Genomic DNA, 20,051 nt, shown 5'->3' on the forward strand with positions numbered 1-20,051 from the left:
GTACAATGAGAATCTATTCTCGAAACCTCGTTCAACGAGGACGTGATAAGTTCTATCCTTATTGCCGGTACAACCTGATGGTTTACAGACCCCTACGCTACGAGCAAGTGATGAAAGCCGCCGAGGCCTATGATGTTCGAGCACGGCGAATGTTCAACGGGATGGGAGTCTACACGGGCGAGAAGATGTTCGCCTTTCTGTACAACGAGGACGTTGGGCTCAAACTCTGCCCCGATGATCTTCAGAAAGCTCTCGAGATTCCTGGTGCCGAATTGATGCGCACCGATCCCAGCGCGGAGCCAATGAAGGAATATGTGCGGATGCCCAAAGCCGTGCTGGACAACCACGAGCAGTTTTGCTTCTGGATTGAGCTGAGCGCAAACTACGCTCAGGCCAAACAAGTGAATTGACCTGAGCGCAGCGGTTCGTTCAGCTTTTGACGATCTCGATTACCTGAATATCAAACACGTTCGCGTTGTTGCGGATTGAGTGGATGATGCTTGGCGACGGTGATTTAGTAACCGCGATTTGTGCGATCGCCGCGTGGCTAGGACCGAGCACGATGTTCTCCATTTCCTGCACATTGACTCCGTCGGATTTCAGCGCGACCAAAATATCGGCGAGCACTCCGACTCGGTCCGCATGCCGGATCACCAGGAGATGAGTTGCCGCATCGCCGGACGGAATATTGACCACATTTGGCGGATGTCCAGTCGTTCGGTAATCGCGAACAATTCGAACCACTTCGAGCGCGACTGCGTTTTGAGCCTCATCTGTACTGGCGCCGATGTGATGGGTGCAGTACGCGCCTTGGAGATCGCGCATTGAACCTTCATAGGTTCCCTCTCCACCGGATGGTTCGCCTTCAAAAACGTCTAGACCAGCGCGCACTTTGCCGGACTTTACGGCCTCTTCCAGTGCGGCTTGATCCACGACTTCGGCGCGGCTTGTGTTGATGAAAATCGTGCCAGGCTTCAATCGGTCAAAAAAGGCCTTGTTGAGCATGCCCTTGGTCTGTGGAGTGAGCGCAACGTGTACGGAGATCACGTCCGCAACTTCGGCGACTTCGTTGAGTGATTCACTTCGACCGATGCCGAGTGCGGCGGCCACATCTGCGGTCATCCATCGGCTAAACGAGACGACATTCATGCCGAATGCCTTTGCAACAGGAACCATGGCCTGGCCGATCATCCCCATACCGACCAAGCCGAGAGTTCGGCCATACAGACCTCGACTCTTGCTAAATTTCTTTTTGTTCCAAACGCCGTTTCGGAGTTCAATCACGTTGTCGGCGATCTGTCGGTCACAGTTTAGGATGAGTCCAAATGCGAGTTCGGCGACTGCGTGGCTGTTTTTGCCCGGACAGTTGGCGACGTAAACGCCATTGTTGCTTGCGGCTTGGACGTCGATCGTGTTGTATCCGGCACCCGCGCGGATGATGAGCCCGAGGCTGGAATCGTTGATCGCTTCGGCTGGGACCTTGGTGGAGCGGACCACAAGTACGGATGGCGCGTGCTCTTTGATCGCCTCGACCAGAGACGCATCCTTGAGGTCTGGGTTGTATTCGACCTCGACTCCGAGGTCACGTAGCCCGGCTAGACCAATATCTTCGAACTTATCGGCAACTAAAACCTTCATTAGGATTGAGTTTACTCCGGTAAATCGTGCAGGGTTTTTGCAAGATTTACCGACCATTACAGTAGATTCGCGTAGTCCCCGTAATTCGTATAGTATTATGAGGATGAATCTGGGGTCGCTGAGCGGCTCCTGTTAGGCATTATCTGAGGAGAATATGAAGCGGAGTAGTCAACTCTTTCACGTGCTTGGGCGTGCGCTGGCTCTGGGTGCAATCGCACTCGGCGTAGCGACTGCGAACGCGCAAACACCGGCGCAAGTTTCTGCATACGCTGCCAACCTGAAGGCAGTCGCGGAAGCACAGCGTCAACAAGCATTATTTTGGGCGGCGGCCAATAACTGGCCAGTCGATGTGACCCTACCAAACGGCGTTCACGGTTCGATTCGAAGAGTCGAGGGTGGACGCCCAATTTATATGTACACCATGGACCGAGACCAAGCCAAAACGATCAGTGCGGCTTCGGTTTGGCCAGGTGGCGGCCTGGGCTTATCGCTCACCGGTGCCGGCATTACGCTCGGTGTTTGGGACGGCGGCGTTGCTGACTCGATCCCTGAGTTTGGTTCACGATTGACCGTCAAAGACGGCGGGCCAGTTGGTGGTCACCCTACCAATACGGCTAGCATTGCAGCTTGCACAGGCTTGCTTGCTGATGCTCGTGGTATGGCTTACACCGCCAACATTTGGGCATACGATTGGAACAACGACTTGGCCGAAATGACCACTGGCGCCTCTCAAGGCGTCCGAGTTTCGAACCACTCGTACGGAACCAACGTGGGCTGGATTTTCGGTGCACGCGGCGATGGCAAGTGGGTTTGGTTCGGCGATCCTGCGATCAGCACAACCACCGAATCGAGCCTCGGCTACTACAACAACGAAGCACGTGCCTGGGACGACATGTTGTACAACAGCCCCAACTTCATGGCTTGCGCTTCGGCAGGTAACTCCCGAAACGAAGGTCCTGATACTCAGCCAATCGATCACTGGGTGTTCGAGAACGGAGCATGGGCGAGCAGCCAAGTCGTTCGAGACCTCGACGGCGTTGGTCCTGGCTACGATAGCTTGAACCTTGAAAAGTCGGCGAAGAACCTCGTCGTTGTGGGTGCTACTCGCAAAAATCCGGCAGGCTACACTGGCCCATCCAGCGTCGTGATGTCGAGCTTTAGCTGCTGGGGTCCAACCGACGACGGCCGAATTAAGCCAGACGTCGTTGCACCAGGTGTGAACATCGTTGTTGCAGAACCAGGCGGAGGATATTCGGCTGGCGACGGAACTTCGTTCTCGTCCCCTGCAGTCTGCGGTGCCACCGCGCAACTTCTTGGACACTTTGCCACCACGTTGAACCGCACACCTCGCGGCGCAACGATGCGCGGCCTGCTGATTCACACTGCTGATGAAGCTGGTGCAAATCCCGGTCCAGACTACGCATTTGGATGGGGACAGATCAATGTCGCCACTGCTGCTGACGTCATTTCGAAGGCTGCCTTCAATCCGAACGTGATTGCAGAGCGCCGATTGAACTCGGGCGGTACGATCAATATCCCAATTCAGATTGGTGCAGGATCGGCCCTCAAGGTGACGATCTGCTGGACTGATCCAGCCGGAAACGTTGTTGCAGAAACTCTGAACGACCGAACTCCTAAGCTGGTGAACGACCTTGATCTTCGCGTGATCAACACCGACACCAACACCACTTATCTCCCATGGAAGCTTGACCCGAACAACCCGGCGAACGCTGCTACCCGTGGCGATAACATCGTGGACAACGTTGAGCAAGTTCTGGTCAACAACCCAACTTCGGGCAACTATAACATTCGCGTTTCTCACAAGGGAACTGGTCTTCGACCTTCGGGTTCGCAAGATGTGACGGTCATTATCTCCGCGCCAATCGCTGGCGATCTGGAGCGAGTGACTGTTGATCCAGGTTCGGTGATCGGTGGCGTCGAACAAGCAATCGGAACCGTTTACATGTTCACCTCGCGATCCACTCCGACGACCGTTACGTTGTTCACCAACAACACGGCTGCTGTGAGCGTCCCGCGAACCGTCGTGATTCCTGCGAATCAGACTCAAGCCTCCTTCACAATCGGCACTCGATCGGTACAAAATGCCGTGACAGCCTCGATCGTGGCAGGCAACAACTCTGGTTCGGTCAGCTCTGAACTCACAGTGACTCCGGTCAATATGTCCGGCGCGCTGGTGCTCAGCACAAATGAAATCATCGGTGGGCTTGGGCTTACTGGAACCGTGAATCTCTCGTCTCCTGCACCTGCTGGCGGCGCGACGATCTACCTTTCCAGTTCGCGACCAACTATCGCAAAGCCAACTCGAAACTGGGTTCTGATCCCAGCTGGTCAGACCTCTATCACGTTCAACATCACGACAAAATCGTTGGTTGAACCGGTAGACCTCGACATCACTGCACGACGCGGATCGGTTTCGACATCGGCCCCGCTTCGAGTGGTTCGCGCCAACCTGATGAGCGTGACTACCTCGGCCGCCGTGATCACTGGTGGAACCTCCTTGACCGGAACGGTCACTCTGGACGGACCTGCTCCATCGGGTGGTGCGACTGTTCTGCTGTCGAGCAGCAACACCGCAGTGGCACGAGTGGCAGCTCGAGTGGTGATTCCTTCGGGACGAACCTCTGCCAACTTCACGATTAGCACGACTCGACCAGGTGTTGCCACACCTGCGACGATCTCGGCGACTCGGTTTGGCGTAACCCAAACCCGAACGATCACGGTTAATCCGTAACTCGTTTCAGGAGAAAATCGAGAACCCTTAGCCGCTTTGGCTAAGGGTTCTTTTTTCTTGATTCTCTGCCGACAATTCAACATAAGATGACGATTTATCGCAGGATGGGCGAATGGATGGTGGAGAACGGCTATCTCACCGATGACCAGCTGACGCAAGTATTGCAATATCAACGGTCGGTCGCGTGCCGATTTGGCGAGGCCGTGATCGCAAAAGGGTACGCCGACGAACTCGCAGTGCTTGACTGCTTGGCTCAGCAATTCATGCTGAACACAACCGACGTCGAGGGGATTCATCCTGACCCTGCTGCCCTCAAGGTCATCCCATATTCTCTCGCAATCACCCGCCAGATTCTCCCGGTCGAAGTTGACGTCGATACGCTGACCTGTGTGATCTCAGACCCGCTGGATGTCGTGACTACGGACGAAGTTCAGCTGATCGCGAATCGGAGATTGCGACTCGTTCTGGCTCAACCCACTGCTTTGCGGCATGCGATTCAGCGCAGCTATGGATTTTCAGTGGCAAAGCCAAAGGTGAGCGCACCCACGAAGCTCAAAGTTAAAAAGCTCGATGCGCAGCAGGATCGGAAAGCACTCATTCGGGCGATCAGCCAAGGAGGCACGGATCAATGCGCGTAATTGCAGTTTCTGGAGGAAAAGGCGGTGTTGGCAAGACACTCGTCGCGATCAACTTGGCAGTTGCTCTCTCCAAGCGAAAGCACAAAACGATCTTGTTCGATGCGGACCTTCAATTGGCAAACTTGGACATTGCGCTGAATCTGGAGCCTGAATTCAACCTTCAGCACGTAGTTTTTGGTGAGCGGTCCTTGGCCGAAATCTTGACTCCGGGGCCCGCGGGAATCCGTGTGGTTACGGGTGGGTCGGCTGTGAATGGCCTGATGAATGCGGGTCCAAAACGAATGGCGACTTTCATCGGCCAGTTCGAGGAGTTGGAAGCGGAATGCGACTACTTGATTTTCGATACGGGCGCCGGCCTGGATCAAAAGGTCATGACTTTCCTGAACCTTGCCCAAGAAACAATTTTGGTGACGACGCCGGATCCAACCAGCGTCACCGATGCTTACGCAACCGCCAAAGTATTGTGGAAGAAGAAACCGGACGCACATGTTTCGATCCTCGTGAATCAGGTGCAGAGCGCGGATGAAGCCCAAAAGGTTCACCGCACGCTTGGATTGATTTGCCAGCAGTATCTGCAGAAGAAACCAGGATTCCTTGGCGGAATTCGCGCAGATCTCAAAGCGATGGAATCGATCCGAAAGCGGACTCCGGTGGTCCTCGGCGATCCAAATTGCGCGGCAAGTGAAGACTTCGACGCTCTTGCAGTACTGCTAGCCAGCACCGCGAGAACGGTCGCTGCGTAATACGTCTAGTTCAGCAACCAATTCCCATCTGGCTCGGTCTGATAGATCGAGCCACGATGCTATTTGCCGCCCGGTTCTTAGGCATCCAGAACAGCGGAAGGTTTCGTCTACTCCGCATCGCTTCACGCAAGGTGATGGACATGGCAAAACTTGTTGCACCAAGGTCTCATCGGGGCGGGGCAGTCGAATCCTCAAAGTTAGAAACTACAGCCGGATTGAAGGCTCGAAGGATATTTGGAGAGGTCCAAGTTGAGTTTGGGACCGCCCGAAGCCACAACATCCGCAAGAACCTGCGCTAGAACTTGCTTGCTATAGCCCTCGTAAGTCGCGACGATCTTCTTGCCATCAGAGGAGACAAGCCCCATGTCGAGACTGTGCTTTGCCCCTGCCAGCTTGATCAGAACTCGGTTTGGGTCGGAGACAAGCGGCAAACTAGACTTGATTTCCTTAGCATAGGGTTTGGCTTCACTTTGAGTGATATTGGTCACCAGCACCAGATTCATTTTGCCGGCGACTTGCTTGCTGAGCCGAGTGAAGTCGGGCATGCTCTTGGGATTGTGGGGGCAGCCAGCCTTGAGAAAGACGAGAAGGGTCGGTTTGCCTTTGAGGTCAGCTTGAGTAAATGACTTTCCGCTTGTACTCGCCAACTTAAAGGTTGGTACGTTTTGGGCGAAAGCTGCACAAGCGAGAACGGCGATGACGGCGAAGGTGAATCTAGATTTCATAGTTTGTCGGTAGTAGGGTCAGGAAAGACGCAGCCAGAAGTCATTTCATCCGGCGCGGCTTTAGATACAAATTTCTTTGGCTCGACTTTGAGCAGGTTCGCCACATCGTTGCTGAGCTCTTGGAGCATGCTCTTGCTATAGCCAGGATAAGCCTTGGCGATTGTGCCACCTTGAGCGATGAGCGTCGTGTATACACCGCGTTCTGCGGAATAAGCCCGGATCGCCTTTTGCTCGAAGTCTTCCAAGACGATGAAACGTGGCTTCGTCACCCGTGCCCAGCGCTCTGCTTTAGCGCCCTTTGCATTGATGATTCCCACAGCATTGATTTGGCCCGGATACAGGTCGATCAACCGGTCGACAAAATACTTTGCGCCAAGGCAGCACGGGCATTCCCTTTCCACAAAGAAGATTAAGAGTGGTTTATCCTTTGTGAGTTCGGTGAGGCTGTACTCTTTTCCATCGGTACCCTTGAGATTAAATGCAGGAGCTTTCTTTTGCGAGAGATCGCTGGCCACTTTGCTCATCTCTGGTGTTACGGGATGGTCAACCTGGGGCCTCATCTGAAGCTGCTTCGCGCTATCAGAAGAGAATCCAGCGTAACTGGGGTCTAATTTCTTCTTGGCGTCGTGCGGGAGGGCCAGAAGGACAGCTGTTGCTGAAGCTGCGATCGCAAAGGCGATCCACAAACTGCGAATTGGAAGCTGACTTTTCATTCCTTCGGTCAATTGATCGGCACCGACAAAGTGAACTCGGCACCTAGATCAAGGTACCTGATAGAAAATTAAATGTTGTTCGATATTTGACTGGTCAAGTGTGGAATTGGTGTATTATCATTTGGCAACGCTAGGGTAGAGGGGACGGCAGCGCAATCTGCCAAATTTAGGTAAGTGATTTCAGGAATAGAATCCCAACAATCGACAGTCAAACCGGAGCATTCTCACGCTCGGCGAGTGTCTGTGATCATTCCTGCATTCAATGCCTCGCGTACCATCGCCCTTGCGTTGATGTCCATTGCCTCCCAAACGGTCGGCGCATACGAGATCATTGTTGTCGATGACGGCTCAACGGACAACACGGCGGAAATCTGTCGCCGAAAGAACGTAAAAGTAATCACGACCAAGAATCAAGGCCCAGGTGCGGCTCGAAATGTCGGTGTACGCGAAGCCACAGGGGACATCGTCATGTTCTTGGACGCTGACGATACATGGATGCCCACGAAGATCGAAAAGCACCTTGACGCGTGGAAGGGCAATCCATTCGTTCCGAGCTTTGTGTTTGATCAAGTTCAACGCGTGCGCAGTGATGGCAGAATCGCGGGCGTTGGCGGTGGCGATAAAGAAGGTCGTGTCGAATGGGAAGAGATGTTCGACCACAGAAATTGGACTTGCGGTTCCTCTTTATCCATGCGACGTGACGACTACCTCAAGATCGGCGGCACCAGCACGAATCTAGTCCTCGCAGAGGATGTCGAGATCATGATTCGGGCGGCTAAGGAGATCGGCCCTGCTTTCCGAATCGCGCAGGCGTTGACGGTTTACAATCAGAGCCCACATTCGCTCTCACGGAAGTACCATTCCCCGCATGAAGTTGTCCGGCAGTTCAAAGAACGATTGTCTTGGATGAATCCAGAGCAAGAAAAGAAGCTTTTGGCCACGTTTGCAATGACCAACGCACTTGCGAGCCCTCCCGGAAAGTACTTTAGCTATGCTGTGCAAGCGGGATTTTTCATCGTAAAAGATCCGCGATTCCCAAAGTTTGCTTTGTTGAGGCTCGCGAATCTTCTCGGTATCCGCAAGCTCTAATAAGAGCGCTTTGGTTCCCAGTCGTTGACGCCCTTTGGCAAGTGGCGGAACATGTGCCACACCGCGCAGAAGTCATCTCCCGGCCCAAAGAACGAGCTGGAATGCCTTGAAATCGTGCCGTCGGAATTCTTGCTCAGCGTCGTGAATCCTGGCCATGTGCCTTCACCCACAACAGGTTCGAACCCCAAGTCGTGCAAAACGGATGTTCCTAGCACGCTCACGCATTTGAACTTCCATCCTCTTGATTCAGCGTAAGCGGTCATCTCAGCGGCAGGCGTTGGCATTGTGACCACGAAGGCGGCGCGATCTTCGAAATGGGGCGTGAAGCCATTCATTCCATCTGCCCAAAGCATGCAGTAGTGACACTTTGGCCCCATGTTGTGATAGAGAATCATCTCGTCCTTATCTCCGAACAGATCGGAGAGCTTAACGGGATTCCCTGCGCCGTCGAGGAACTCATAATCAGTAACCGTCATCGGTGGTCGAGCCAAGGTGAGATCCAAAATTTCTTGACGTTTTGCTTCTATTTCCTGGACTAATTCCAGTATTCGTTCTTGGGAGTCGTTCATGGCGGGAGGTTACCTGCTGTTCTCTGTCATGATCGAATTTAATCATGGGAATTTTGGTTCTGGGTGGAACTCAATTTGTCGGGAAGGCTATCGTCGAGGATCTGCTTGCCAATGGCGAGAAGGTTTCGATTTTTCATCGTGGAAAAACTGGCCCTGGACTCTTCGAAGGGCAAGTTGAGCATTTGATCGGTGACCGAGAGAGCGATGTCTCCGCCCTCGAAGGCAGAACATTTGATGCAGTCGTCGATGTCTCGGCTTACCGGCCGCGAGTAATCCGAAACATGGCCAATGCCTTGAAAGGGAATGTCGGTCAAGTCTCCTTTGTGAGCACGATTTCGATATATGCGCCAAGCCCAACACCTTGGAAAGAGGATTCCGAAATTCTAGAAATGCCCGAGGGGCAGGATGAGAACGCGGACATCACTGGCGAGACTTATGGCGCGCTAAAAGTGCTTTGTGAGCGAGAGCTTGAGCGCGAATTTGGCGACCGAGTGACCTACCACCGGATCGGATTGCAAGTTGGGCCATACGACCATACCGACAGGTTTGGAGATTGGATCGAGAGAATCGGGCATCGGCAACGGGTAATCGTGCCCCAAGATACGAATATCAACTGGCAACTTGCTGATGTGCGCGATACCGCTGCGTTCATCACGCACTGCGTACAGAAAGAGAAATTTGGAGTTTTTAACGTGAATGGTGCGGTCCATCCGATGAACGAAGTCCTTGAGATGATTCGTTCGGAAGTGAATCCGAATTGCGAATTCGTTCCGATGAGCGACGAGCAACTGGAAACAAACGAGGTCGCCTTTTGGAAGGAAATGACACTTTGGCTTCCGATGGCGAATCGCGACACGAATTTCCTACAATGCTCGGTCGAAAAAGCGCTAGCAACAGGGCACTCGATCCGACCGATGTCGCAGACGATCAAGGATTCTTGGAGTTACCTTCAGACTCTCGACTTCCACCGAGAAAGAAAGTCTGGAAGTGGTCTCCCGGCGAGCAAAGAAGATAAGATTTTGGGATGAAGAAAGTCTCCGTTGTGTTGCCGACGCACAACCGGGCCGATCTTCTGCCGCAAGCTCTGGCGAGCGTCTGTGAGCAGACTTATCGCGAATTGGAGATCATTGTGGTGGACGATTCTTCGTCCGATGCCACGCCGGAGATCGTCGCGGAATGGTGTACGAAGGATTCTCGTTTTCGGTCGATTCGAAATGATCCGAACCAGCGTTTACCACGCTCGCTAAACATCGGTTTTGCCGCAACATCAGGAGACTATTTAACTTGGACTTCTGACGACAATCTGTATCACCCTGGGGCGATTGGAAGGATGGCCGAGGTTCTGGAGGCAGCGAAAGATGCCGCCGGGGTATACGCCTCGATGAACATCGTTGATCACAACCTCAACCCTAAGACTGTGTTTAGAGCGAAGCCGGTCGAAGAGCAATCGATTCAACCGTGGTGCGGTGCGTGTTTTCTGTATCGGCGCGAGGCGTACGAACAGGTCGGCGATTACAATCCTGAGATGGTCCTTGCCGAGGACCTGGATTATTGGATCAGGCTGCGACAAGTCGGTCCGCTATTGCCGATAGACGAAGTTTTGTACGACTATCGAGAGCATGAAGGATCGCTCTCGTCCAACTTCCCGGCCCAGGTCGCCGATGCCGGTGCCAAGGTGGTGATCAGTCATTTGGGCAACATGCCGTGGTTACAAGGAAAACCACTAGGCGAAACGTATCTCGCTCTGGCGAGTCATGCCTATCGCAAAGAGGATGTCGAGGGGCTTCGCAAATACTTGAAGCTAGCGATCAAGCTGTGCCCCACGACTGTGATCTCACGGTTCAAACGCGGAGTGCTGTCCGCCGCCTTGGGGCGAATCATCTGACTCCCGGTACAATCTGGGCATGCTTGATCGGAAACTACTGCGCGAAAATATGGACTTTGTGGTGGCACAATGCCGCCGAAAAGGGGTCGAAGTACCTTCGCAGGAGTTTTTGCAAGTTGATGGCGAATTTCGGGCAATCAAACCGAAGATCGATGATCTGCGTTCTCAGATGAACGCCAAGAGCAAAGCCATTGGCGCGCTGATGGGCCAAGGAAAGAAGGAAGAGGCAGAAGCCGCCAAGAGCGAAACCGGCGAACTGAAAAGGGCTATCCAAGAAATGGAAGCCAAAGAAAAGGAACTCGAATTTCAGCTCAATAACTTGGAATTGCAGTTTCCGAATCTTCCTCACGAAAGCGTTCCGGACGGCTCAACTCCCGAAGAAAATGTTGTCGTCCGCGAATGGATGGAGCAGCCCAAGTTTGGGTTCGAGCCGAAGGCTCATTGGGATATTGCCGATCAATGCCGCTTGCTCGATCTTCCTCGCGGGGCAAAGATAACGGGTAGCGGATTTCCGGTCTATACCGGAGTAGGTGCACGTCTTCAGCGGGCGTTGATCAGCTTCATGATCGACCACCAGACCACCAATCGAGGCTACACCGAAGTCTATCCGCCGTACCTTGTGAATGCCGACTCGCTCATCGGTACGGGCAATCTTCCGAAGTTTGAAGAAGACCTGTACAAGTCCCGCGATGAGCTGTATTTGATCCCAACGGCGGAGGTTCCAGTGACTAATCTCCACCGAGATGAGATCTTGGAAGTGTGGAATTTGCCGATCAATTACGCGGCTTATTCTGCGTGCTTCCGGCGCGAAGCTGGCGCGGCAGGAAAGGACACGCGTGGGCTCCTGCGCATCCACCAATTTGACAAGGTCGAGCTGGTCAAGTTCTGCTTGCCAGAGGATAGCTATGAACAGCTGGAGAATTTGGTCGAGGACGCCGAGAGTGTTCTGCAAGCATTGGGCTTGCATTACCGCGTCGTCCTGCTCTGTGCAGGCGATATGGGCGAGAAGGGTTGTAAATGCTACGACCTTGAAGTCTGGTCTCCAGGTGTTGGGAAGTATCTTGAGATTTCCAGTTGCACGAACTTCGAATCGTATCAAGCGCGCAGGGCAAAAATCCGGTTCAAGCGGGAGCAAGGTGCTGAAAACGAGTTCGTACACATCCTCAATGGGTCTGGATTAGCAACGCCACGGTTGTTTAGCGCTTTGCTGGAAACCTACCAGCAAGCCGATGGATCGGTGAAGATTCCACCGGCACTGCAGCCATATATGGGCACAGATCTGATCGAGCCGGTTGCTTAATCCTCTAGCCAGGCTTGAGGGGCATTTCGGCCAAACATCGATTCCTGGGTGTTGGCACTCAGGTTGAGCATGATTCCGAGGCAAGCCAGGCAGAGCCACATCGAGGTTCCGCCGTAGCTGATGAACGGAAGCCACAGCCCAACCACGGGGCCAATGCCTAGATTCATCGAGATGTTGACGATCCAGTGGAATCCCAAAATCGTGAGGAGTCCAAACATCACCGAGCGAGAGAATGTGTCTTCCATCCGCAAGGCGAGGAACCATCCCCTCAGGAAGAATCCGACATAGACAAGCATCAGGAATGCGCTGCCGACGAAGCCGAATTCTTGGCCAATGAGTGAGAAAATGAAGTCATTGTGCTGCTCTGGCACATATCGCTGACCTTTGAAATCGCCTTTGAGATACCCCTTGCCAGTTGGCCCACCCGAGCCGATCGAGATCATAGATCGATCTTGTTGGAAGTGATCTCCCTTCTCGTCTTTCTCTTTTGCGAATAGCGCTTCCACTCGTCCACGCTGGTAGTCGTTGACAGCGATAGACGTTCCTCCAGCGACTGCCACTAGCACAAGTGCGATCAGCATGTGCTTCCAGGAAATCTTGTTGATGACACAGATGATGAGCCAGGCCAGCAATACGGATAAGGTCGCGCCAAGGTGAGGCTGGGCCGCGATGAGAAGAGCTGGCACGGCGACATGCACCATCGAAGTGATCAGTGTGGTGAACCCGTCCCGCTCCTCATCCTTGTGCTTGGCAAAGAGTGTTGAGAGAGTAAGAACGATAAGGATCTTCGTGAGCTCTGAGGGTTGAAATTGGATCGGACCGATGTCTAGCCATCGCTCGGCTCCACCACGGACAGTCCCACCTTTCAGGACTAGCGCGAGTAGCACGACATTGACGCCATAGAGCCATTTGCTAGCCTTTTGCCAGATGTTTGCCGGAGTGAGCCAGAACACCATGAAAGGCACCACTCCCATGGCAAGTAGTAGTAGTTGCTTCTTAAATGCTCCAGGGTCTTTGGCCAGCGGGCCGATGCTGTTGAGTGCGGCAAGCCCGAAGCAGATGAGGATCACGGCGCAACCCAACAGGATGGGATCGAGCGCGTTCAACCTCAGGAATGCGGTTCTGTTTTCGGTATTGGACTTTGACGTGCTGATCAAGGCTCGACCCGATTGGATGGCCCTCGTGTGGATGCAAAAGCGAAGTCACGCTTCACCAGTCCACGATCTTTCATAAACCAGAACGACAAGGTGCGCTGAGCGCGGACATTGCTGCCGGAGTCGATGGAAAGCAATACGTTCACACGCATGGCTGGCTTTGAGCCCCCCAATATGTTTAGAGTATCTGATGCCAAGCTGATCTTTGCGGTCGCCTTGCGCACTGCTTCAGAGTTGCGAACTGGTTCACCGTCAACCGCCGGGAACATTTGGCCCGACCATTCCCAACTGGCACCAGCACTGACCGGATCTTTTAGGAGCGGAATCACAGGCTCATAAAGTTCGCCACCGGCACGCCAAAGCGAGAACTGTCCGACATCAAACCGGTAAGCCTCGTGCTCGAGCACCTCGCCATGTTTGGACCGCAGGAAAAAGACGACTTCACCTGGTTTGCGATCAGCTTCGAAAACGACTGGCATCGCCGTGCCGGCTATGACGAGATCCGCACTTTTGTATGGGAGAGAGTCTGCCTTGAAGCTTGCCAATGGCTCGGATTCACTGGCGGAGTGTTTGACAAAAGGCTGGGCCTTGAAGTTGCATCCAAACCCGCTGATGGCCAGAACCAGAAAAGCCCCGAATATCGGGAGAAACATGGTTCTGCAAGGGATGCTGGGCATAAGCGCTCTCAGTTAAATTGAATTACTTGACTAGCTCAAGCGTGACGGTTTGTGTATCGCCCTGTTTTGGCTTTTGAGTTACCGAGAATTTTACGAGTCCGGACTCCTTGGACATCCAAAATTCGGATTTGGTTTCGAACTTTGTGTCTCCAACAGACCCCGTGCCTGTTCCTACAACTTTTAGAGCCTTCATGGTTCCTGCAGGAACGGTGACGGTCTCTTCTCCAACAACTTTGAACGAGGAACTTTCGTTGATCGTGCCGTTCGGGGCTTCCATCTTAGAGTCCACCTTCCAGGTAGTTCCAGGAGCTAGTTTCGCTGGAACTTCGATGTACGGCTTGTCTAGGGTGCCCAAAGTCACTTGGATCATTTCGACGCCACCCTTAGTGATGGAAACGGTATCGCTACCCAATACGGCGAGTCCGTCTGTTCGTTCGCGGCTGAACGTGTACTTACCGTCAACCTCGCCCAGATACTGCGTCACGACTTCGCCCTCGCTCTTATTCGTTGGGGTTGTCAGTCGATATTTCTGAGTCTTGGATTGCTGGTTGAAACCACCGTAGAGGAATCCATCGTGCTTCAATTCAGCAGGGAATTCGGCAAAATTTCCGAGGTTCTTGCTGCTATCTGGCGTTCCCGTCGGTTCTGCTGGTGGTGCTGGCTTGGAGGCTTCGGGCTCTTTCGTCGCTTGTGAATGATCGCGTTCGGTCCTACGGCTCGCGCAGCCCGATAATGCTCCAGAAGCAAAAACGCCTAATAGAATTCCAGCGGTGACTCGGTTCATCGAATTATTCTGATCCCTTGGCTGTCGATTTGAGGCTCATACTTTTCAATCGCATCACCGAAATCGCGATAATTCGGATCGGATTTCCTTTCTGGTCCTTTGCGACGGCGACAACCTCTTGGCGATAACGAGCGATTCCAACGTCCTTGGCCCACCAAGTGGACTGTTTTGCAAGTCCGGATGCCCACTTGACTTCGGTTTCGAATGCATAACCTTCCATTCGTCCGAGGCCGGTATCGACTTGTTGAAGTCCGAGGATTTTGGTGGTCGCTGTGGAAGGAGCTTTGATTCCTTCTGGGACATACCCGACACCCTTCCAATCAAATCGGTTGCCTGGTTCTAGCGGAAGGCGAACCGCGCAGATTGGTGGTTCAAATGGCTTTGCGGGATAGCCGACCGAAACTTGGAAATAACCTACGCCTTCTTCGAAGTACCACCGCTGGATTTCGATGACATCATCACCGATCACAGACTCAAGATCGTAGTAGGTGCGTTTGCCTTGCTTCAAAACGGACGTGCACCGATAGGTCATTTCCTTTTGATCGGTTTCGCGTTTGCCGTCTGGCCGAATGATCGTTGTTTCGATATCGAAAACCCATTGGTTGCCTCGTTCGAGAGGGAACAGCCTTCTTTCTTCGCCAGCTTTGATTAACCCGCTCGAAACCAACTTGACCTCTTCGGGCTTATATCCAGGCGAAGCGTTGTTGCAACCTGCAGTTACAACAAGCACCAACATTCCAAACAACGACTTTTTAATGTTCACTCTAGCTATTTCCTTTTTCCTTCAGGCACTCCTGAATGGCATTTTGTGTATCTTTTGCCAATCCCGCGTCTGGGAGTTGGCTAATTTTGACATCGTTTGAGATTATCTCTCCTCTAATTCTCGGTGCTCCGACCGGAATTCCATCTACAGTCAGTAACAATTGGAACCCTGGTTCGGTTCGGCTGTATTTCCAAAGCCTCTTTTTGCCGAGGTCATTCACGCGAATCGTGAGGTCCACGAGGGTTGCGCCGTTTGATGTGGTGTATACCGAGAGCTGGCTCCCCTGCATCTGATCGGTGGTGAGCAGCACAAAAGTTGCAGCGAGAATTCTCGCGGGTGCCTTTGCCAATTCGGAACTTCGTTCCGCGCTGATTCTCTGAAGCAGAATCGACTTGACCTGCTCTTGCGGCCGTTTACCAGACAAGATTTCGCGCCCGATCGCTTGGTATTCGCCCTGGATGATGGCATCCGTAATGGTTGAACGCGACTGAAGCCGATCTTCGATATCCAGGCTGAGCTGGGGTTTATAGCTTGACTGGACTCTGGCGGTCACGACCTTGTTCGGTTCTGAGCCGTTGACAGCGATCTTGACCGGAATGTCGATCGTGATCCCGTTCGTAACCGACTTCATGCTGACGTGATCAAGTGGAGTTCCATCCAATCGGACGTTAAGATCATCTTCGAGTTTGGTGCGCAGCGGGCCGGGCGAGTCGATTGCTTTTTGGATATTTTCGGAGGTCCACACCGGTGCCTCTGGGCCGAAGTCGTTGCGATCAATATCATTGATGCGCATGATGAAATCCCCAAGTGCCTTTTGATCGCCCTGCAGCGAACCCAACAACTCTTTGACTGGTAGCCGCTTTCGCGAACTGGTGTCGCCAGAGACATCAGTGTTGATGTCGGTATCGCTTGCCTGCGAGCCGATCGAAGATGTTTCAATCAGCTGGGCCATCTGGTTGGCAACGATGATCTTGTATCCAGCGTCCGGTCGGATCGCGATTAAGCTCACCCGAGTCGGAGTCATCGGGTCGAGAACCACTCCGTTTAGCTGAAACGCGGCATAACCATTCCAAGCAAGGTATCCAGTTACAAAAACTCCCACCGCGCCCGCGAAGAGCTTGTAAGAGGGTTTGATCTTTCGGTTGGAAGCCATGTCGCTCAGTCTCGCAGTCAGGAACGCTTTAGTCCACGGTCAAAGTTCCGCGAATACCTGGACATATTACCAGTCTGAGGTTCAATCATTAAGCGAAAAGTCCGCAAACATCTTGCCCGCCTGAGCCCATAGGATATAGGCGATGCCGACATACATCCCGCACGGAACAATCACAGCAAGAATTGGCGGCCACTTTGCACCGAAGCATAGCGCGAGGTAAACGCTGGCGGACGGTACGCAGCAGATGCCGATGGCGAGCAACTGAACCACTCCCCTCAAACCGCGTTGGGTTGGATCGTCGACCTCTGGGAAGATCAAGGTGGTGAGAACGTACACCGAACTGATCACAATCGAACCGAAGATGCCAAGGATCATCGAAGGCCCGAGGATTGAAATCTGGGAAGGGAGCATCACAATCGCGGCTAAGAAGCTGACTATGGCCGTAACAACCGCGAGCAAAGATTTCGAAATCACTTCATACGCGATGGTCGTGCGCGCAGAAAACGGCAACGGCTTCAGCGAATCGAGACGTTGGAGCATCTCGATAAAACCGCTTTGCCCTGTGACGGTGCCACACGCGAAGATCATCATTCCGAGCACGAATGAAAGCAGCCAGCCGATGTTCTTGCTCGGAGTATCGTCCGTGAAAGCGAAAAGCCCTGACAAGAGGACTCCAAGCAAGGGAAAAACGAGTGCGATACTTGAAACACTCCGGCGCTGTACCAGGAGGTCCTTCCAAATGAGAGCGCTTGGCCCCACCCACTTTTGGCGTTGAATCCAGCCGACCTTCTGCGATCGGGCACCCTTTGTGCGAGCGTATTCTGCAGCGACTGAAACCATGTCACCCGAACGGCGGAACCGCGCTGTTTGTACCGTGGCCGAGGCGCGCTGGGCAGCAATTTCATAGAGCCAAGTGTGTTGAGAAAACGCCAAATACAACGCCATCGCGAGCATTGCGAGCAAGAATCCTATGCCAGCCAGTCCGCCCACGGTGTCGTGGGTTAATGGCATCAAGGCAAAATCGGCGGCGAATCCTGGCAAGAAGAAAACTCCCCGAAGCCAGCTCGAATTGAGGACTCCGAGGGCACCTTCTAAGGTCGGATTGGCTCGGATCGCGAGTGAAACACCGCCAACGATGACGGTGATCCAAAGGAGAATGCCCCAATTGGCAATTTTGCGCGCGCGGTCACTCTCGACGGTTTGTCGATGGAAATAAAGTCCGCCCGCGAAGGCTAGAGTGGATAGCGTCGCCGCCATCAGGAAGTACGCAATGCCACCGAATCGGAGTGTTGCCGCGGCGGCAGATGGATCTAGATCGCGGACAACTGATGCCCAGACCATGTTTGCCGGTTTGAACCCAAACAATAGGAACACCAGTGGCAACATTAGGTTCATCAACGCCTCTCGAAGCAGTCGCAGTCCCAGGATGAGTTTCGGCGAAATGGGAGTCGGAAACAGGACGTCGACGTCTGCTGGACGGTGAGTGCTACGGTATGTCGTGAGGCTCATGCAATAGAGCAGAGCGGCCATCGAAAGTAGTCCGAACGCACAGGCATTGAGTACCGAAACAGGCGGCATATCGACCAGAGCGCGCTCAGGCATTGGCATGCCTCTAGTCGCGAACGGCCTAAATACAGATAAGTAATAGCCGAAGAAGAACACCAACCCAAGCATGCGCCGTGGGGAAGTGAACGCCCGCTTTATGCCGTTTTTGATCTGGCACTTAAGAAGAAACAGGAGGGGTTGCAAGTTCAGATTCTCCGGTCAATCTTAAGAAGAGGGATTCGAGTGACGCGTCTTGGTCGTGACTATTGTTGCGCAGCGATGCCAGCGTTCCGTCGAAGAGGAGCTTTCCGCGGGCGATGATAAGAATTCGATCACAGAGCTTTTCGGCCGTGTCGAGTAGGTGAGTCGAGATCAACACCGATCCACCCCCGGCGGCCGCCTCATGAATTTCTTGCTTGATCTCGGCAACGCCTTTCGGGTCAATGCCGATCAAAGGTTCATCGAAGAGAAAAAGCTTGGCATCGTGGACCATCGCGCAGGCCACTGAGAGCTTCTGGCGCATGCCTTTACTGAGCGTGGCGACGAGTTCGTTCTTCTTTTCGAGCAAGTCGTACTTGTCCAGAAGTTCAGTACCTTTGGCTTCGTACAAGTCGAGCCTGTTGAAGCACATCGCGACGAATTTCAGGTGTTCGTCCACGGTCAAGAGTTCGTACAACGAAGGCACTTCCGGGACAAACGCGGTAAACGCCTTCGCCTTGGATTGTTGATGCACAATATCGTGCCCACCGATCAAGATTTGGCCGCTGGTAGGCCTGAGAATTCCCGCGATACACCGCAGAGCTGTCGTCTTACCGGCGCCATTCGGTCCAAGAATCCCGACGATTTCGCCTGGAGCGACCGAAAAATTTAGGTTGTCCACAGCGCGGAACTTCCGATATTCTTTGACCAATTGGTTAACTTGTAGCACGATTGTTCTCTGGAGATTACGCGTGGATGCTAGTTCTGGGTTTCAGAACCCACTAGCCAACACCGGGCATCGTGGCCCTGCTCCACGTTTCGCGGACCGGGTGCGATTTTGCACTTCTCAAATGCCGAACCACACCGAGGCGAGAAGGCACATTCTGTTCCAATCTGGGTGAAATCGGGTGGCTGCCCTAAGAGGACCTGGAGTTTTGACTTCGACTTGTTTGGCATTGCCGCCATCAAATTCTGGGTGTATGGGTGTCCAGGAGTTTTCAGCACTTTCGGCGTCGGACCTGTCTCAACGAATTGCCCCGCATATACGACTGCGATCTCGTCACAAATGGACGCGATCACGCCGATGTTGTGAGAAATGAGAATCACCGCAGTATTGCACTCGGCTTGCAAATCCAAGATCAGTCGCAGGATTTGTGCTTCGAGAGTCACATCGAGCGCAGTCGTCGGCTCGTCTGCAATAAGCAGCTTTGGCTTGCAGCAGAACGCAATCGCGATGACAACCCTTTGGCGCTGACCACCGCTAAGCTCATGCGGAAACTTCTTTGCGGCGAGCTCCGGATCAGGAATCCCCACTTTCTGAAGCATCTCTAACGCAATCGTGCGAGCGGCAGCTTTTCCCACTTCCTGGTGCAAGATCACCGCCTCTTCGATCTGGTCGCTGATGCGCATCAGCGGGTTCAAGCTGGTGAACGGGTCCTGCATCACAAGGGCGATGTCACCCCCTCGCAGGGCGTTCATTTCGCGCTCTTTCAGCCCAACGAGCTCGCGATTTTCAAACAGGATGGAACCCGGTACAACCCGAGCATGGGGAGGCAACATCCCCATCAAAGAAAGCCCCAGCATCGACTTGCCACAGCCCGATTCGCCGACCAATCCAAGGGTTTGGCCCGGCTCCAGATCAAAGCTGATCCCTCGCAAGATGTGCGCAGGACCAATGCTGACATTTAGGTCGCGCACCGATAGCAGAGCCATGTGCCTCATTAT

Annotated in this window: 21 protein-coding genes; 8 read left to right on the forward strand and 13 right to left on the reverse strand. The window is 53.4% G+C overall.

Annotated elements, in window-relative coordinates; genetic code table 11:
- Positions 1-5: 5 nt before the first annotated feature.
- Entirely contained in the window at positions 6-410 is a 405-nt protein-coding gene (locus J0L72_07630) for a TfoX/Sxy family protein (GenBank protein MBN8690649.1), read from the forward strand.
- 19 nt (positions 411-429) lie between these two features.
- Here J0L72_07630 and J0L72_07635 read toward each other — a convergent pair whose 3' ends face one another.
- Positions 430-1,638 (reverse strand): hydroxyacid dehydrogenase, encoded by a 1,209-nt coding sequence (locus J0L72_07635; GenBank protein ID MBN8690650.1) that lies wholly within the window; start codon positions 1,636-1,638, stop codon positions 430-432.
- 154 nt (positions 1,639-1,792) lie between these two features.
- On the opposite strand from J0L72_07635, the gene J0L72_07640 reads away from it, so the two are divergent.
- From J0L72_07640 to J0L72_07650, 3 genes are all read left to right on the forward strand, one after another.
- Positions 1,793-4,390 carry a S8 family serine peptidase gene (locus tag J0L72_07640; GenBank protein ID MBN8690651.1) on the forward strand — a complete coding sequence of 866 codons (2,598 nt, stop codon included), beginning with the start codon at positions 1,793-1,795 and terminating at the stop codon, positions 4,388-4,390.
- Positions 4,391-4,476: 86 nt separating this feature from the next.
- On the forward strand, positions 4,477-5,028 hold the full coding sequence (locus tag J0L72_07645) for a hypothetical protein (protein ID MBN8690652.1): 552 nt from the start codon (positions 4,477-4,479) through the stop codon (positions 5,026-5,028).
- Positions 5,019-5,771 carry a P-loop NTPase gene (locus J0L72_07650; GenBank protein MBN8690653.1) on the forward strand — a complete coding sequence of 251 codons (753 nt, stop codon included), beginning with the start codon at positions 5,019-5,021 and terminating at the stop codon, positions 5,769-5,771. The genes J0L72_07645 and J0L72_07650 overlap by 10 nt, the downstream gene beginning before the upstream one ends.
- Here J0L72_07650 and J0L72_07655 read toward each other — a convergent pair.
- The 3 genes from J0L72_07655 to J0L72_07665 are packed head-to-tail and all read right to left on the reverse strand — an operon-like array spanning position 5,739 to position 7,209.
- The gene (locus J0L72_07655) at positions 5,739-5,966 is read right to left on the reverse strand and encodes a DUF1289 domain-containing protein (GenBank protein ID MBN8690654.1); all 228 of its coding nucleotides are present in this window, start codon (positions 5,964-5,966) and stop codon (positions 5,739-5,741) included. The genes J0L72_07650 and J0L72_07655 overlap by 33 nt on opposite strands.
- A gap of 2 nt (positions 5,967-5,968) precedes the next feature.
- Positions 5,969-6,496: a redoxin domain-containing protein gene (locus J0L72_07660; protein MBN8690655.1), complete on the reverse strand. Its 528-nt coding sequence runs from the start codon at positions 6,494-6,496 to the stop codon at positions 5,969-5,971.
- Positions 6,493-7,209 carry a redoxin domain-containing protein gene (locus J0L72_07665; GenBank protein ID MBN8690656.1) on the reverse strand — a complete coding sequence of 239 codons (717 nt, stop codon included), beginning with the start codon at positions 7,207-7,209 and terminating at the stop codon, positions 6,493-6,495. Before J0L72_07665 ends, J0L72_07660 begins: the two co-directional genes overlap by 4 nt.
- 174 nt (positions 7,210-7,383) lie before the next feature.
- Here J0L72_07665 and J0L72_07670 point away from each other — a divergent pair, with 174 nt between their 5' ends.
- Complete coding sequence (locus tag J0L72_07670; GenBank protein MBN8690657.1) at positions 7,384-8,298, forward strand: glycosyltransferase family 2 protein; 915 nt, start codon at positions 7,384-7,386, stop codon at positions 8,296-8,298.
- Here J0L72_07670 and J0L72_07675 read toward each other — a convergent pair.
- Complete coding sequence (locus tag J0L72_07675; GenBank protein ID MBN8690658.1) at positions 8,295-8,867, reverse strand: DUF899 family protein; 573 nt, start codon at positions 8,865-8,867, stop codon at positions 8,295-8,297. The genes J0L72_07670 and J0L72_07675 overlap by 4 nt on opposite strands.
- A 44-nt stretch (positions 8,868-8,911) precedes the next feature.
- Here J0L72_07675 and J0L72_07680 point away from each other — a divergent pair, with 44 nt between their 5' ends.
- From J0L72_07680 to serS, 3 genes are read left to right on the forward strand one after another with little or no spacing between them, the layout of a single operon-like run.
- A complete protein-coding gene (locus J0L72_07680) occupies positions 8,912-9,895 on the forward strand; it encodes an NAD-dependent epimerase/dehydratase family protein (GenBank protein MBN8690659.1) in 984 nt (327 codons plus the stop codon).
- On the forward strand, positions 9,892-10,752 hold the full coding sequence (locus tag J0L72_07685) for a glycosyltransferase family 2 protein (GenBank protein ID MBN8690660.1): 861 nt from the start codon (positions 9,892-9,894) through the stop codon (positions 10,750-10,752). The genes J0L72_07680 and J0L72_07685 overlap by 4 nt, the downstream gene beginning before the upstream one ends.
- A 19-nt stretch (positions 10,753-10,771) precedes the next feature.
- On the forward strand, positions 10,772-12,052 hold the full coding sequence (serS, locus tag J0L72_07690; protein MBN8690661.1) for a serine--tRNA ligase: 1,281 nt from the start codon (positions 10,772-10,774) through the stop codon (positions 12,050-12,052).
- Here the strand turns inward: serS and J0L72_07695 are convergent.
- From J0L72_07695 to J0L72_07730, 8 genes are all read right to left on the reverse strand, one after another.
- Positions 12,049-13,209 carry a rod shape-determining protein RodA gene (locus J0L72_07695; protein ID MBN8690662.1) on the reverse strand — a complete coding sequence of 387 codons (1,161 nt, stop codon included), beginning with the start codon at positions 13,207-13,209 and terminating at the stop codon, positions 12,049-12,051. The two genes, serS and J0L72_07695, sit on opposite strands and share 4 nt — an antisense overlap.
- Positions 13,206-13,859 (reverse strand): hypothetical protein, encoded by a 654-nt coding sequence (locus tag J0L72_07700; protein ID MBN8690663.1) that lies wholly within the window; start codon positions 13,857-13,859, stop codon positions 13,206-13,208. The genes J0L72_07695 and J0L72_07700 overlap by 4 nt, the downstream gene beginning before the upstream one ends.
- A 46-nt stretch (positions 13,860-13,905) precedes the next feature.
- On the reverse strand, positions 13,906-14,667 hold the full coding sequence (locus J0L72_07705; protein MBN8690664.1) for a hypothetical protein: 762 nt from the start codon (positions 14,665-14,667) through the stop codon (positions 13,906-13,908).
- Positions 14,668-14,671: 4 nt separating this feature from the next.
- Positions 14,672-15,430 carry a hypothetical protein gene (locus J0L72_07710; protein ID MBN8690665.1) on the reverse strand — a complete coding sequence of 253 codons (759 nt, stop codon included), beginning with the start codon at positions 15,428-15,430 and terminating at the stop codon, positions 14,672-14,674.
- Between the two features lies 1 nt (position 15,431).
- Positions 15,432-16,583: a hypothetical protein gene (locus J0L72_07715; GenBank protein MBN8690666.1), complete on the reverse strand. Its 1,152-nt coding sequence runs from the start codon at positions 16,581-16,583 to the stop codon at positions 15,432-15,434.
- Positions 16,584-16,664: 81 nt separating this feature from the next.
- Positions 16,665-18,332, reverse strand: coding sequence for a hypothetical protein (locus J0L72_07720; GenBank protein MBN8690667.1), 1,668 nt, complete (start codon positions 18,330-18,332; stop codon positions 16,665-16,667).
- Positions 18,307-19,059, reverse strand: a complete 753-nt coding sequence (locus J0L72_07725) for an ABC transporter ATP-binding protein (protein ID MBN8690668.1) — start codon at positions 19,057-19,059, stop codon at positions 18,307-18,309. Before J0L72_07725 ends, J0L72_07720 begins: the two co-directional genes overlap by 26 nt.
- 26 nt (positions 19,060-19,085) lie before the next feature.
- On the reverse strand, positions 19,086-20,039 hold the full coding sequence (locus J0L72_07730) for an ABC transporter ATP-binding protein (protein ID MBN8690669.1): 954 nt from the start codon (positions 20,037-20,039) through the stop codon (positions 19,086-19,088).
- Positions 20,040-20,051: the final 12 nt, after the last annotated feature.

Source organism: Armatimonadota bacterium, from assembly GCA_017303935.1.
Taxonomy (GTDB): Bacteria; Armatimonadota; Fimbriimonadia; order Fimbriimonadales; family Fimbriimonadaceae; genus JAFLBD01.